Raw genomic sequence first — 14,783 nt, 5'->3', positions numbered from 1 at the left:
CCCCCTGGTGGTATCCGGGGGTATAGTGGATATGTACCCCTGGGGGGTAACACTGATCGAAAGGGACTGCTCATGTGCACGACCAACCAGAATGACCTTGGCCTGACCGACGCGTCCTGCGCCTGCGGAACGCATGCTCACGCACCAGCGGGTGCCGCCTCGACCAACGTCGGACTGACGACGAGTACCTTCGAGGTGGCGGGAATGACCTGCGGGCACTGCGTGAAGAGCGTCACCGAGGAACTCAGCCAGCTCGAGGGCGCAAAGAACGTGGAGGTCGCCCTCGTCTCGGGCGGCGTCTCCAAAGTCACCGTCTCCAGCATTGGCGCGCTTGACCCTGACGCGGTCGCGGCCGCGATCGACGAGGCCGGCTACGAGCTGGTGACCCCGGCCCGATGAGCGGTCAGCAGGTCGAACTTGTCGTAGGCGGGATGACCTGCGCGTCCTGTGCGGCGCGGATCGAAAAGAAACTCAACCGCATGCCGGGCGTCGAGGCATCGGTCAACTACGCGACCGAGAAGGCCACCGTCTTCGTGCCGGACGGCACGACCGTCGAGCAGGCCATCGCGACCATCGAGGCGACCGGTTACACGGCCGAGCTGCCGGCCCCTCCCGCTCTGCCGGATGCCGCCGACGAGCCGGACGAGGAAGTGAACAGCCTGCGCCGCCGGCTGCTGGTCTCCGCGGCGCTCGCCACGCCCGTCGCGCTGATGTCGATGATCCCCGCGCTCCAGTTCACGAACTGGCAGTGGCTCGCCCTCACCCTCGCCGCGCCCGTCGCGGTCTGGGGTGCCTGGCCGTTCCACCGCGCGGCCTGGGTCAACGCCCGCCACGGAGCGGCCACCATGGACACCCTGATCAGCGTCGGCGTGCTCGCCTCGCTCGGCTGGTCGCTCTACGCGCTGTTCTTCGGCATGGCCGGGATGGCCGGCATGACGATGGAATTCTCCTTCACGGCCGAGCCGGGGGCCGGGGCCGACGAGATCTACCTCGAGGTCGCATCCGCGGTCACCGTCTTCATCCTGGCCGGACGCTACTTCGAGGCCAGAGCCAAGAAACGCTCCGGCGCGGCGCTCAAGGCGCTGCTCGAACTGGGCGCGAAGGAAGCAACGCTGCTCCGGGACGGCGTCGAAACCCGGGTCCCGACCGCCTCGCTGATGGTCGGCGACCTGTTCGTCGTGCGCCCCGGCGAGAAGATCGCCACCGACGGCGAGGTCGTCGAGGGTAACTCCGCCGTCGACGCGAGCATGCTCACCGGCGAGGCCGTTCCGGTCGAGGTCGGCCCCGGCGCCGTTGTTGTCGGCGCCACGCTCAACTCCGGCGGCCGGCTCGTCGTGCGTGCCACCCGCGTGGGCTCGGACACCGAACTCGCCCAGATCGGCCGTCTCGTCGAGACGGCGCAGGCCGGCAAGGCCGACGTGCAGCGCCTGGCCGACCGAGTGTCGGCCATTTTCGTCCCGATCGTGATCGTGCTCTCTCTGGCCACCCTCGCCGTATGGCTCCTCATCGGCGCCGGCCCGGTCGTGGCCTTCACGGCGGCGGTGGCGACGCTCATCATCGCGTGCCCCTGCGCCCTCGGGCTGGCCACCCCGACCGCCCTGCTCGTCGGCACCGGGCGCGGCGCCCAGCTGGGCATCCTGATCAAGGGGCCGCAAATCCTCGAGTCCACCCGCCGCGTCGACACCATCGTGCTCGACAAGACCGGCACGGTGACCACCGGCCGGATGGGCCTCGTCGCCGCCATTCCCGCTGTCGGCGTGACCGAGGAGGAGCTCCTGCGTCTCGCCGGTGCCGCCGAGACCGGCTCCGAGCACCCGATCGCCGCCGCAATTGTCGCGGGCGCACAGCACCGTTTGGGCCCGCTGCCGCCGGTGGATTCATTCGCCTCCACGGACGGACTCGGCGTCCAGGCCGTCGTCGACGGGCACCTCGTGCTCGTCGGCCGCCCGCGCTGGCTCGCCGACGAGTGGAGCATCACGCTCCCGGTGGAACTCACGGACGCGCTCACCTCCTTCGAGTCGCTCGGGCAGACCGTGGTCGCCGTCGCCTGGGACGGGCAAGCGCGCGGCGTCCTCGCCGTGTCCGACACGGTCAAGGCGAGCAGCACGGCCGCGATCGCCGCCTTCCGCCGCCTCGGCCTGCGCCCCGTGCTGCTGACCGGTGACAACGAGCGCGCGGCGCGCGCCGTGGCCGCGGAAGTGGGCATCACCGACGTGCGGGCCGAGCTGCTCCCGGCCGAGAAGGCCGAGGCCGTCCGGGCCCTGCAACGCGAGGGTCGGGTCGTCGCCATGGTCGGCGACGGGGTGAACGATGCGGTGGCCCTCGCCACGGCCGACCTCGGCATTGCGATGGGCACCGGAACCGATGTCGCCATCGAGGCCAGCGACCTGACGCTCGTTCGCAGCGACCTGATGGCGGCCGCGGATGCCATCCGGCTGTCCCGGCGCACCCTGGCCACCATCAAGGCCAACCTGTTCTGGGCCTTCGCCTACAACGTCGCCGCGATCCCGCTGGCCATGCTCGGCCTGCTCAACCCCCTGATCGCCGGCGCCGCCATGGGGCTCTCATCGGTCTTCGTGGTGAGCAACAGCCTCAGGCTCCGCGGATTCCGCCCGCTGTCCGAGCCGACGCCGGTGCGCGACGCGACCTCGGGTGAGCTCCGAGATCTCGCCCCGGTCGGCTAGACACCGTTCTCCCAGCCGGCCGCTCGGGCCATCGGGTACTGTATGAGAGGCCCGAACTGTGCGTAACCAATCCGATTCGAACTGGAGGTGACATGATTGTGAACGACACCCCGATCTCGGGACGTCCCCGACGCCATGTCTTCCGCTCCGTGATCGTGTCGGTTCTGGCCACGGCTGCCCTGCTCCTCGGCTTGTTCGCCGCTCATTCTTCCGGTGCCGGCGTCGGCGCAGAGCATGAGATGGCCGTCGCTGCACCGGGCGCCTCAGCGCCAGCTGAGTACCTCACCGGTGCGAACGAAATGGTGGCCAGCGCTGGTGCTGATGCCGTCGTCGCCGTCGCCTCCGGCTTCGATGGGGGATGGCTCAGCTTCGGGGACGACTTGATGGCCGGTTGCGGCATCCTGGCGATGACCTGCTCGGTGTTGCTCATTGTCGTGGCTCTCATTCGTCTGACTCGCCAGCCTTCGGTGTACAGGCAACTTCTTGACGCCGGCGGTTTCGTTGTCAGCTCGTTCCGCACGATCCCGCTTCACGTTCACCGGCCCAGCCTCATCCTGCTTTCCATCAGTCGCATTTAGACGAACCCGCTCGCGCGCCAGCACCTGGCTGCGCCGCTTTGCCGTGCCCAACGGGTTCCCGGTTCGTAAATGATTGACAATGAATGGAAGAACAATGCTCAAAACACGCACCTACATCCTCGCCGCCGCCGCACTGGCTGCAGCCCTCACCCTCAGCGCCTGCACGGGCGGCACGGCCGGCACGAACGGGGGCGGCAGCTCCGACACCAGCAATACCCCGAGCGCATCCGCAGCGAACGCGGCCGACGTGACATTCGCCCAGATGATGATCCCCCACCACGAACAAGCTGTGGAGATGAGTGAGGACGTTCTGGCCAAGGACGGTGTCGACCAGCGCGTCGTCGACCTCGCCACCCAGATAAAGGCGGCGCAGGATCCGGAAATCAAGCAGATGAAGTCGTGGCTCACTGCTTGGGGGGCTGACGAGGACATGTCCGGGATGGACCACGGAAGCACCGGGATGATGTCCGATGACGACATGATGGCTCTCCGGGACGCATCTGGATCAGAAGCCAACAAGGTGTTCCTCGAGCAGATGACGCTGCACCACGAAGGGGCCATTGCAATGGCCCAGACTGAACTCGACGCAGGCGAAAACGCAGATGCCAAGGCCATGGCCCAGGCGATCGTGACCAGCCAGTCCGCCGAGATCCAGTACATGAAGGAGCTCCTGGCAACCCTGTAATCGACCTCGAATTGCTTATCTCGAATACGAGGCACGTCATCAACACGACACCAGAGACCCCAAGCCCATCGCGACGAAACACGAGGCTGGCCGAGGAGCGTGAGCGCGCTCGAAAACATCGACTGCGGACACGCCGAAATCAACCGCAAACACGCCGCAAACTGTTGCGGGCGGCCACGAAGCCCCTGCGGCAGCGAGCGTTCGCGTCGACGGCAATTGCTTTCGTCGCGCTCCTCACGGTCAGCGTGTCTCTGCCCGCCCTCGCCGTTAATCCTGGCGCCGTTGCCGGGCCACCGCACCATTCGGTTGCAGCCGGCGTGCAGAGTCTTCCGGTCAGCGCCGCGGCGTCGGTCACGGTTCAGCGCGACGGATACAAGGTGGGCACGGCGCCTCGGCCTGCGCCGTTCGCGTACTCTCAGACTGCCGGAACCTACATGAACTATCTCGGTCCGATCCAGTGGCCGTTCCTGACGGGTGTCCCGATCTCGACCTACTTCGGGCCTCGGGTGCCGCCGTGTGGAGGCTGTTCCAGCTTCCACAAGGGACTCGATATGAACCCCGGCGTTGGCACACCCATCCAAGCGATCGCTGACGGTGTGGTGCGCGAAGTGTCGCCGACGGACCAGGGCGGGCTCGGCGTGTACGCCATCATTGACCACAGGGTTGACGGTCGGCTCGTCAGCAGCCTCTACGCCCACATGCAGGAGGGCTCTCTCGCCCTGAGACCGGGGCAGCCAGTCGTCGTCGGGCAGCAGGTCGGAAGCGTTGGCAACACCGGTCAGAGTACCGGTCCTCACCTGCATTTCGAGATCCTGCTCGATGGCGTGACACCGACGGACCCGTTCGCGTGGCTCACCACGAGGGTGGGCCCGCTGTGATCGCCAATTCGCATGGGGCCGGTGGTTCTGGAGGTCAGCGTGTTTCCTGGCGGGGAGCGTGGGGCGTTGTCGTCATACTCTCGCTCGTCGCAGCTGCTGGCGTCATACAACCCGCACGGGCCACCGAGTACCCCTCCTGGGCGGACGTCGAAAACGCTAGGGCCAGTGAAGCCTCGAAGCGCACCCAAATAGACAAGCTGACCACCCTGATCGCGGGACTGAAGACAGACTTCGAGACCGCGAAGGGCATTGCCACGCGGCGGGGCGCCGAATATGAGCGCGCCCAGGGGTTGTTTGACGAGGCCACCTACCGCGCAACTATTCTGCAGGCGCAGGCCGACGAAGCCGCCAAGCGCGCGGATGCCTCTCGGAAGCAGGCAGGAAGACTGGCGTCCATGCTCTCTCGATCCGGTGGCACGGACCTCTCGATGACATTGTTCCTGAATGGCAGCGACTCGGAAGGCCTGTTCTCCCGGTTGGGTTCACTGAGCAAACTCACCGAGCGCACGAGCCTTGTCTATGCGCAAGCAGCGTCGGTCAGGAATTCCGCGACCGCGTTGACAAATCAGGCCAAGGTGGCGAAGAAAGCACTCGGCGCCCTGGCCGCAGAGGCACAGTCGGCATTGACCAGGGCCGTCGAGGCGAGCTCCGCAGTGCAACGAATGCTCGCCGAACAGCAGCAATACGCCGGCACCATGCAGGCGCAACTCGCGGTCCTGAAAGAGGGACGTGCCGCCACAGAAGCCGACTTCGCGAAAGGCGAGACGGTACGCCGTGCAGCAGCAGCAGCAGCAGCGGCAGCAGCAGCAGCGGCGGCGGCAGCAGCGACTGGGGGTGGAGGGTCACGTGACTCGGGTCAGCTCAGCGGCCAGGGCTGGGCGCTGCCCGTTTCCGGATGGATCAGTAGTCGCTTCGGGCCGCGCCCCAGCAGGCCTGTTGCCGGTGTCGGCGCGTTCCACTACGGGACGGACATTGCCGCCGGGTGTGGCAGGGGGGTATTCGCCGCAACGGCGGGAACCGTTGTCTACGCTGGTGACCTCGGTTCCTACGGAAACTGGGTTCTCATCGACCACGGTAACGGCGTCCAAACCGGTTACGCGCACAACAGCAGGGTGCTGGTCAAACCGGGTCAATCCGTGGATGCCGGCGCGGCGATCGCGTTGGTCGGGACGACCGGAGCGTCAAGCGGGTGCCATGTGCACTTTGAAACCCGTGTCGACGGAGCCCGCATCGACCCAGAACGCTTTATGAGCGCACGGGGAATCCGCCTTGGTTAGCGGCAGACTGGTGCCCACGGAGCCGACCGCAGCGGGAGCACTTGCGGTCGCGGCTGGGCCGCGTTCGACGTCGCTCTCTTCGAGAAAGAGAAGGAGGCGCTCATGCGCGCACGAATCTGGATAACGGTCGTCGCGGTCGTTATCGGCGCTGTCATCGCCGGCGGCTGGATAGCGGCCATCGGCGGTGGCGTGCCCCGGGAGCAATCAACGGGCACCGTCGGGCCGTACGTCGGCGGTGATCTCCACGTGTTGACCGTGCTTCAGGACCGGTTATACGTTGGAGGGCACGACGGCGGGGCCGTCTCCGCCGACGGCGGCGCGACGTGGACACAGCTCCCGTCGCTGGACGGTGCCGATCCCATGGGGGCCGCCGCGGCCGGCGGGGAAACGCTCATCGGCGGACATCCGGGCCTTTACCGTTCCTCCGATGGCAACACCTTTTCTCGCGTCACAGGTCAGGGCGACCTCGGTGACGTCCACGCCCTGGGCGGGGCCGGAGACACCGTGTACGCCGGCACGCCCGAGCGCGGGCTGCTCGCCAGTGGCGACGGCGGGACGACCTGGACGACCCGCAACGCCCAGGCGGGACGGACGTTCATGGGCATCATCCTGGTCGATCCACATGACCCACGCAGATTGATCGCACCGGATATGTCCACCGGCCTCGTCACTAGCGCCGACGGCGGCATCACCTGGACGGCGCTGGGCGGTCCCAGCGGCGCGATGTCGGCGGCCTGGGACCCGACCGACAGCCGGACCCTGGTGGCCGTCGGCATGGCCGGCAGCGCGATGAGCGGAGACGGCGGCCAGACCTGGACCATCCTGGCCGTGCCAGAGGGCACGTCCGCGGCCACGTTCTCCTCGGACGGCAAGACGCTCTACGCCGCAGCGCTCAGCGGCAGCAACGCTGCCGTTTACGCGAGTACCGATCGGGGCCGGGCGTGGAAGCCACTGACCTAGGTAGACGCGCGAACGCGGGGCCTCCGCAGCGGCCGCCGTCGTTGTGCCAGCTGGGCGGGGGTGCGTTGAGCGCGATCTCGTCCAACGGGGAAATCGTAGTGGAGGTGACATGAAGCTGAACGCCAACCCGATTCTTGACCGGGACTCATCCTCAACATCGCGCCCTGGACCGTCCCGACAAGGTCTTGCTGCCATTCCAGGCCCTCATCGGTTTTGGATCTTCGGCTCCGGTGCCGCGTCGTGAGACCTTGCACGAGCGCGAGCCTTCGCCCGAGACACTGGCTCTCTGGTTGCGAACGCGAGCCCGCGTTCGAGCGGTCCCTTGCCGAGAACGATGACCGCGAGCGCGAAACCCCCAGACCCCAGGATTTCGGCAGTGGAACCCGAATGTGCCCGGGCGGTCAGTCCGGGTAGAACGTAAGCCGCGCCGTAGCCCAGCACCGCCGCGAGCACGCCGCCGGCGATCATCCAGAACTGGGTCTTTGCGCGGCCGAGGTCGGAACGGTCCGCGATGAGGCCGACGAGCAGAAACGGCAGGAAAATCAGCGCCGGGTAGTCGCCGGTGAGGAAGTAGCCCCGCACGAGGGCGGCCAGCGGTTGCATCGTGGGTCCGGCTCCATTGAGGGCGGCCGCGAGCATAGGTGCCCCCACCAGCAGGACTGCGGCGCCGAGTCCGAGGGTCCACCGCAGCACGATGAGCCCACGAAGTACGATGCCGACGACGCGACGAACATCCCTAAGATCGTGAGTCCCCGCGCAATGTCGAGTGCGACCACGCGCGAGGCGTTGGAGGTCAACACAGTAGACGACAACACTGTGCCTCCAAGTCTCTGTATCGTCTTCGGACAATCAATAGGGAGAGGACCCCCCCGTCACGCGCGGTGCGGAACCCGCTGCTCGAAGGGAAGCTCGAGAAATCCAGGTCTCCGGCAAGGCTCCCGGCTTCTAACGCGCGCCACTCGGCGCCGGTGCCGATTCGACGACCTTCGTATCGTCGACCGGCTCGCTCGGTAGGGGCAGGGAGAGCCGTTTCAGGAGCAGCGCGTTGACGGCGACGATGACACTCGAGCCGGACATCGAGATGGCGGCGATTTCGGGGCTGAGCATGAGGCCCAGCGACGGGTAGAAGACGCCGGCGGCGATCGGCAGCGCGATCACGTTGTAGCCGATCGCCCAGCCGAGGTTCTGCCGCATCTTGCGCAGGGTTCCCTTCCCGATGCGCAGGGCCACCGGGACATCGAGCGGGTCGGAGCGCATCAGCACCACGTCTGCCGTCTCGATGGCGACATCCGTGCCGGCGCCGATGGCGATGCCGAGGTCGGCCTGGGCCAGCGCCGGGGCATCGTTGACGCCGTCGCCGACCATGGCGACGCGCTTTCCGGCCGCCTGCAGTTCGGCGATTTTCGCGGATTTGTCTTCGGGCAGTACTTCCGCGATGACTGTGTCGATCTTCAGCAGGGACGCGATCCGCTGCGCGGTTGCTTCATTGTCCCCGGTGAGCATGACGACCTCGATGCCCGCGTCGTGCAGGGCCGCAACGGCCGCGGCGGCGGTCTCACGGACGGCGTCGGCCAGGGCGATGACGCCGGCCGCTTGACCGTCCACGGCGACCAGGACTGCCGTGCGCCCAGTGGCAGCGAGCTCTTCGCGTTGCGCGGCCACCGGGCCGATGTCGATGCCCTGGGCGAGCATGAGCTTGCGATTGCCGACAAACACCTGGCGGCCCGCCACTGTGGCACCGGCCCCATGGCCGGGAACGTTGCGGAAGTCAGCTGCGGAAAGTGAGGGGACGCCCCTGGTTTCGGCGTAGGTGACGACCGCAGCGGCGAGCGGATGCTCCGACTCCCGTTCCACGGCGGCGACGAGGGACAGCAGTTCGTCCTCGTCGATTCGAAGCGCTATGAAGTCGGTCACTTCCGGCTTGCCCTGGGTCAGGGTTCCGGTTTTGTCCATCACGACGGCATCGATCCGTGCCGCGGTCTCCAGCGCGGTGGCGTTCTTGAACAGGACGCCCCGTTTCGCGCCGAGGCCGGTGCCGACCATGATGGCCGTCGGGGTGGCCAGACCGAGGGCATCCGGGCAGGTGATGACGACGACCGTGATGGCGAAGAGGATTGCCGTCTGGACGGTTGCACCGGCCAGTAGCCACGCCGCGAAGGTGGCACTGCCACCGATCAGCGCGACGAGCACGAGCCAGAACGCGGCTCGGTCGGCCAGGCGCTGCCCCGGGGCTTTGGAGTTTTGCGCCTCCTGGACGAGTGCCACAATTTGGGCCAGCGCGGTGTCCGCGCCGACTTTGGTGGCACGAACGCGAAGCGTGCCGGTCGTGTTCACCGTGGCGCCGATCACGTCGGAGCCAGGCGCCTTGGCGACCGGCAGGCTCTCCCCGGTGACCATGGACTCGTCGATCTCGGATTCTCCGTCCTCGACCTTGCCGTCCGTCGGGATCTTTGCCCCGGGCCGCACCATCATCAGGTCGCCGGGCATCACCTCTGACGTGGGGACTTCCACCGGTTCGCCGTCGCGGATGACCAGCGCCATCGGCGGTGCGAGCTCCAGCAGGGTGCGGATGGCGTCGTTGGCGCCGCCCCTGGCGCGCATCTCGAACCAGTGGCCGAGGAGCACGAAGCTGGCCAGCACGGTGGCGGCTTCGTAGAACACCTCGCCGCCGCCGGTCAGGGTGACGACCAGGCTGTACAGCCACCCGGCCCCGACACCGACGGCCACGAGCACCATCATGTCCAGCGTCCGCGCCCTCAGCGCCCGGACGGCCCCGTCGAAGAATATCCAGGCGGAGTAGAAGATGACCGGGAGGGAGAGGAGCAGCGCGAAGATGTCGTCCCGGAGGCCGAACGGGGCCGGCACGGTGAATCCAAGGACTTCACGTCCGATCGGGGACCACAGCGTGATCGGCACGGACAGGGCTGCCGCGACGATGAACCGGTTGCGCATGTCGCGGATCATGGAGTCCATGGACATTTCGCCGTGGCCGCCGTGGCCCATGGCCTCCTGCGCGGTTCTGGTGACAGGTTGGGCGTGGCCGGCGTGGCCGGCGTGGCCGGCGTGATCGGGATGGGCGGGGACCGGCTCCTCGACAGCGGCTGTCGTGGCCTGTCCAGCCTGTCCAGCGTGTCCCTCGTGCGACACGTGCGTGCCGCTCGCGTGTCCGTCGTGCGATGTGTGCAAGCTGCCGGCCGCCATGGGGTCGCAAATGTGGTTCGGGACGGAGCGACCAGAGCAGTGATAACCGCAGTCCCGAACCCAGCGCGCGAGGTCTGCAATTGATGTCAACGCTGGGTCAAAGGCGACCGTGGCGGTCTGCGCAACCGGATTTGCCTCCACGCTCAGCACCCCCGGTCGGCGGGAGAGCACGGATTCGGCGACGGCCTTGGACGAGGCCCAGTTGACGCCTTTCACCTCGATGACTGCGGTTTCAATTTGCTGACTCATGCGAACTGTTCCTCTCTGGAATGCGATGCCGTCGGCATTCGACGCGCGCCCACGCCGAACCCTAAACCGGTCTGGAACCCGGATCCGATGCTTGCGCCCGGGCTGGTGGCAGGATTTTAGACGCGGCTGACGGACAGCTCAACGAGCGAAACCGGGTGCGTTTTTTGCGACGCGAACACCGGGCGAGCCTCGCCCGCAGAGTCATCGATACGACCCAGGTCATTCGGTTCGTTCTGCCGAGGGAGGGAAGGCGTCATGAGCACAGGCGTGCTGGCAGGCGCACACGAAGCAGTCGATTCACCGTCTGGGCAGTGGCTCTGGCAATCCGGGCAAGATGTCTGCCGGGTCTCACCGGCGACGCTGGCGAGCGACTCCAAGGCCAGCGGCCCGGCCGAGGGGCTTGTGAGGGATGTTCCTGGCGCATCATCGCCCTGAACGTGCAGCGTATGCAGACCGAGAAAGAGTGAGATAACGGCGACCAGGATCACGGCCGCTGAGACCGCCGCGGGCGTCCTCGCAAGCTGGCTCGAGCGTCGCGTGTCGATCACTGCGTCGCACCTCCAAACGGCGTTGCGTCTGCTTCTCTGGGTCGCTGGTCCGAGCATATCGACGAATGGGCAATCCGGCCGATCATGAGCGCTTCACCGCGTGGTTGACGATCGAGAGGTGGTGGCGCGTCGCGTCCTGGCCGCCCAGCTCCTTGAGTACGACATACATGTCGACCTCCGGATCCTTGACGTCGACGACCATCGTTCGTCGAAGCAATTCATGGCAATGGTGGACATGACGGGTCCTCTCGACCACTCAGTACATGCAGGTTGTTCATGGCCGTTTCCGCAACCCTCGCACAAGCGGCGCCTTCCCGAGGGCGGTGCGCTCGACGGCGTCGACCACTCGCACGTCGAGGTCGGTTCCGACGACTCCCGCTGATTCCAGGGCCGCCTCCACGTCGGCGCGAACCTGCTCCACCGATGCCGACGCGGCCAGGCCGGCGAGCAGGACTCGCAGGGATGCCGGCTCCTGGATGACCTGCCATCCCGCGATCGTTGCGTCGTCCAGGACGTTGTGGAAGACGTTGGGGTGGATGCTCACCTCGGCTGTGTTCCCGGGCAGCATCAGCACGTCCTCAATTCGTCCCTCAATTCCGGCCAGGAGGGCGAATGAACGACCGCACGGGCAACCCCGACCGCCGATACCGACGCTGTCGGACATCTCATACCGGATCAGCGGCAGGGTTCGGGAGAACAAGACGGTGACCAGGATCCTGGCGCCGATCGTCCCGGCCGGAACCGGCAGGCCGGCCTGGTCCACCGGTTCGACAATCACCAGATCCTCGTATATGTGGCTGTTGTGGAACACACATGGCGACGCGATGCCTGCCGTCTCGGTAGCGGCATAGACGTCAAAGGGCGCCGACCCCCACGCTGCCCGCATTTCGGCGGCAGCATGCTCGCTCAGCACCTCAGACGCAGACACTACCGACTGCGGCGAAATACGCAAGCGGCCCGCGCGCTGCTCGGCAGCCAGAGGCTTGAGGGCCGACGCGTACCCGACAAGGAGCCGAGGCTCGAAGGCATTGAGCTCGGCGACAATCTCGACCACTGGACTTGTGGCGTCCAATCGGAGCGTCGGCACCAGCCGGGATCGCAAGGAGGCCCCGACCACCGCCGACTGATGCGTCGGCGTGCGGGAACTCACCACAGCGACCCGCAGCGGATGAGTCAATCCGGCCGGCACTCCGGCCCAGTCGTTGGCCCGGGCGTACGAGGCGAGCACCGTGGCCCATTCGCGCCGATTCCAGATAAAGATGCCTCGCCGCCCGGTCGTGCCCGCCGTGGCCGCTGCCCACCAGCGACCCCGCCAGGGGCGCCCGGGGTCCGCGCCGCTCGACACCAGGTTCCGCAGATGCCCTTCCACATCCGCTAGCCGCAGCCCGGGGTCGGTCACGGCCTGGTCGAAGTGGCCCATCAGGTCTGCCTTCGTCACCGGAGGCAGTTGGGACAACGGCGCGTCAAACAAACCAGCGTGGTGCTGTCGATAGAACTCGGAGCCGGCGTATGCCGCCCGGCGAAGATCCCGCAAAGGCCGTGCCTGATGTGCCTCGATCTGGCGGGTAGTCCAGTGATCCCGGCCCTTCCAGCGTGCACGGAGGTACAAAAGCTTTGACAAGAGGCGAATATCCATGCGGAATCCCTGTCGCAAACGAAACGGTGTGGCCTGATCCGGCCTCATCATATCCCTATACACGGATACCCTCCAGGGGTACCATGGGGCGTAACAAGTGCAACGTGCCAGCGGATAGAGGAGTTAGCCATGATGTGGGGATACGGCGGGAATATGGGCTGGACGTGGCTGTTTGGGCTGCTGATGCTGGTCGGGATAGTGCTGCTTGTCGTGCTTGCTGTGCGCGTGTTCAGCGGAGGCAGCAGTCGTAGCGGAGGTCCTGGCGCAACTGGTCCGACACCTGGCCCGAGCCGGGCTCGTCAGATTCTCGACGAACGATACGCCAAAGGCGAGCTGACGGCCGAGCAGTACCGGGAACAGGTCCAGGTGCTCGGCGAGAACCCCTAGTGGAACCGATCAGCCGCCGCGGCGCTTTGACGCTCGGCGGTCTGGGGCTGGCGGGCACAGTGGTTGGTGGCGCGGGTCTGCTGTGGACGTCGTCATTGGCAGATGCCGCGCAGCCGCAGCCGGGAGAAGAACTCGCGGAGCCATCAGAACTGCGCAGCGCGAACGGCCGGTTGCAGCTTCGCTTGGACGCGGCCCTCGGCACGGTGCAGATCGGCGGGCGCAGCGCCAGTGCCCTGAGCTTCAATGGCGGTATTCCAGGACCAACCCTTCGACTTAAGGCGGGGGACCGGCTTGGGGTGGCCTTGCACAACGGTCTTGACGACCCCACGAACCTGCACGTGCACGGCCTGCATGTCTCGCCCGAGGGCAACGGCGACAATCCGTTCGTGATGATCGAGCCGGGCGAATCCTTCGACTACGAGTACCAGCTGCCGGCGAACCATCCGCCAGGCTTGTACTGGTACCACCCCCACCACCACGGTTTCGTCGCCGATCAGATCTTCGGCGGCCTTTACGGGGCGATCATCGTCGATGATCCCGAACCGATTGAGGCGGCCCGGGAACGGGTGCTCGTGATCTCGGACATCACCCTGGACGGGCTGGGGCGCATCCCGGCCGTCTCACAGATGGAGCAGATGCTGGGCCGGGAAGGCGAACTCGTGCTCGTCAACGGCCAGGTGAACCCTCGGATGAGCGCCCGCCCCGCTGAACGTGAACGGTGGAGAATTGTCAACGCCTGCGTGTCCCGGTACCTGCGGCTTCGGCTCGACGGGCAGCGGATGCAGCTGCTCGGCATTGACTCGGGCCGGTTCGGCGCCCCCGAAACCGTGGACGAGATCGTTCTCGCGCCCGGCAATCGGGCGGACCTGCTGGTCACGATGGCCGACGGCACGGCGGTGCTCGAGACGCTGCCATACGACCGGGGCGGCCCCGGGGGGATGATGGGCGGAGGCGAACGGCCGCGCTCCGGCACGTCGACCGGTCGCGTCTCGCTGGCGACCCTGACCGTGGCTGGCGAGGAGGTCGCAGCGCCGCCAACGGTGCCGGCCCAGCCGGCGCCCCGGGACCTCCGTGGCAGAGCCGTCACGGCCCGCCGCGAACTCACCTTTGCCATGGGAATGGACGGAATGATGGGCGGGGGTGGCGGCATGATGAGCTTCACCATTAACGGCCGGGAATTCGACGGGGACCGGGTGGACACCACGGTCGAAGCGGGCAGCGTCGAGGAATGGTCCCTGAGAAACACCAGTCCGATGGATCACCCGGTGCACCTGCACGTGTGGCCGATGCAGATCGTGGAGTCCGATGGTCGCGCCCCCGACACCGCGATCTGGCAGGACGTTGTCAACGTGCCGGCGCGCGGCCAGATCCGGGTGCGGATCGCCTTCGACGACTTCGCCGGACGCTCCGTCTACCACTGCCACATCCTCGACCACGAGGACAACGGCATGATGGGCGTCATCGAGGTGCGCTAGAGCTGGTGTCGTGAGATCCAATTCGATCCGAACGCCAGTATCGAGCCGATCAGCAACACGGTCGCAAGAAACTTGAGCAAATGTCGGCTTAAACACCGTTCACTCAGGCTAAGGACGTAGCCTCGGTGCTTATGCACTTGGCGTCATGATGACCTCCTTGTCGCAATTTAGGGCTCCTTACTCACTTGTGAGTGCCGTTTCCCCGGACCTGGTCCCGGCTGGAAC

The 14,783-nt window shown here is 66.7% G+C and carries 13 protein-coding genes; 9 read left to right on the top strand and 4 right to left on the bottom strand.

Annotated features, from left to right (window positions below; all coding sequences use genetic code 11):
- Nucleotides 1–72: 72 nt before the first annotated feature.
- The 7 genes from E3T33_RS08520 (at nucleotide 73) to E3T33_RS08490 (ending at nucleotide 7,062) form a co-directional block, all read left to right on the top strand.
- On the top strand, nucleotides 73–399 hold the full coding sequence (locus E3T33_RS08520) for a heavy metal-associated domain-containing protein (RefSeq protein WP_092325113.1): 327 nt from the start codon (nucleotides 73–75) through the stop codon (nucleotides 397–399).
- The gene (locus E3T33_RS08515) at nucleotides 396–2,684 is read left to right on the top strand and encodes a heavy metal translocating P-type ATPase (protein ID WP_134575136.1); all 2,289 of its coding nucleotides are present in this window, start codon (nucleotides 396–398) and stop codon (nucleotides 2,682–2,684) included. Before E3T33_RS08520 ends, E3T33_RS08515 begins: the two co-directional genes overlap by 4 nt.
- A gap of 92 nt (nucleotides 2,685–2,776) precedes the next feature.
- Complete coding sequence (locus E3T33_RS08510) at nucleotides 2,777–3,262, top strand: hypothetical protein (protein WP_092323709.1); 486 nt, start codon at nucleotides 2,777–2,779, stop codon at nucleotides 3,260–3,262.
- Nucleotides 3,263–3,356: 94 nt separating this feature from the next.
- Nucleotides 3,357–3,947: a DUF305 domain-containing protein gene (locus tag E3T33_RS08505; RefSeq protein ID WP_134575135.1), complete on the top strand. Its 591-nt coding sequence runs from the start codon at nucleotides 3,357–3,359 to the stop codon at nucleotides 3,945–3,947.
- A 434-nt stretch (nucleotides 3,948–4,381) separates the two neighbouring features.
- On the top strand, nucleotides 4,382–4,825 hold the full coding sequence (locus E3T33_RS08500; protein WP_134575134.1) for a M23 family metallopeptidase: 444 nt from the start codon (nucleotides 4,382–4,384) through the stop codon (nucleotides 4,823–4,825).
- Nucleotides 4,822–6,102 carry a M23 family metallopeptidase gene (locus tag E3T33_RS08495; RefSeq protein ID WP_134575133.1) on the top strand — a complete coding sequence of 427 codons (1,281 nt, stop codon included), beginning with the start codon at nucleotides 4,822–4,824 and terminating at the stop codon, nucleotides 6,100–6,102. Before E3T33_RS08500 ends, E3T33_RS08495 begins: the two co-directional genes overlap by 4 nt.
- A 102-nt stretch (nucleotides 6,103–6,204) precedes the next feature.
- The gene (locus E3T33_RS08490) at nucleotides 6,205–7,062 is read left to right on the top strand and encodes a hypothetical protein (RefSeq protein ID WP_092323703.1); all 858 of its coding nucleotides are present in this window, start codon (nucleotides 6,205–6,207) and stop codon (nucleotides 7,060–7,062) included.
- A 204-nt stretch (nucleotides 7,063–7,266) separates the two neighbouring features.
- Here the strand turns inward: E3T33_RS08490 and E3T33_RS08485 are convergent, their stop codons facing one another.
- The 4 genes from E3T33_RS08485 to E3T33_RS08475 all read right to left on the bottom strand — a co-directional run bounded on the left by E3T33_RS08485 (nucleotide 7,267) and on the right by E3T33_RS08475 (nucleotide 12,498).
- A complete protein-coding gene (locus E3T33_RS08485; protein ID WP_134575132.1) occupies nucleotides 7,267–7,755 on the bottom strand; it encodes a hypothetical protein in 489 nt (162 codons plus the stop codon).
- Between the two features lie 252 nt (nucleotides 7,756–8,007).
- On the bottom strand, nucleotides 8,008–10,512 hold the full coding sequence (locus E3T33_RS08480) for a heavy metal translocating P-type ATPase (RefSeq protein ID WP_174843277.1): 2,505 nt from the start codon (nucleotides 10,510–10,512) through the stop codon (nucleotides 8,008–8,010).
- A 630-nt stretch (nucleotides 10,513–11,142) separates the two neighbouring features.
- Nucleotides 11,143–11,277 carry a hypothetical protein gene (locus tag E3T33_RS15665; protein WP_256332739.1) on the bottom strand — a complete coding sequence of 45 codons (135 nt, stop codon included), beginning with the start codon at nucleotides 11,275–11,277 and terminating at the stop codon, nucleotides 11,143–11,145.
- A gap of 57 nt (nucleotides 11,278–11,334) precedes the next feature.
- Entirely contained in the window at nucleotides 11,335–12,498 is a 1,164-nt protein-coding gene (locus E3T33_RS08475; RefSeq protein WP_241982882.1) for a phenylacetate--CoA ligase family protein, read from the bottom strand.
- 327 nt (nucleotides 12,499–12,825) lie between these two features.
- On the opposite strand from E3T33_RS08475, the gene E3T33_RS08470 reads away from it, so the two are divergent.
- Together E3T33_RS08470 and E3T33_RS08465 are read left to right on the top strand one after the other, a co-directional pair.
- The gene (locus E3T33_RS08470) at nucleotides 12,826–13,083 is read left to right on the top strand and encodes an SHOCT domain-containing protein (RefSeq protein ID WP_092323700.1); all 258 of its coding nucleotides are present in this window, start codon (nucleotides 12,826–12,828) and stop codon (nucleotides 13,081–13,083) included.
- Nucleotides 13,083–14,558, top strand: a complete 1,476-nt coding sequence (locus tag E3T33_RS08465; protein WP_134575130.1) for a multicopper oxidase family protein — start codon at nucleotides 13,083–13,085, stop codon at nucleotides 14,556–14,558. The genes E3T33_RS08470 and E3T33_RS08465 overlap by 1 nt, the downstream gene beginning before the upstream one ends.
- The last annotated feature ends 225 nt before the right edge of the window (nucleotides 14,559–14,783 follow it).

It is taken from the genome of Cryobacterium sp. TMT1-2-1 (assembly GCF_004403955.1).
In the GTDB taxonomy this organism is placed as follows: Bacteria; Actinomycetota; Actinomycetes; order Actinomycetales; family Microbacteriaceae; genus Cryobacterium; species Cryobacterium psychrotolerans.
Note: the sequence above shows the minus strand (reverse complement) of the source record. Positions and strands in the feature narration are given on the sequence as shown.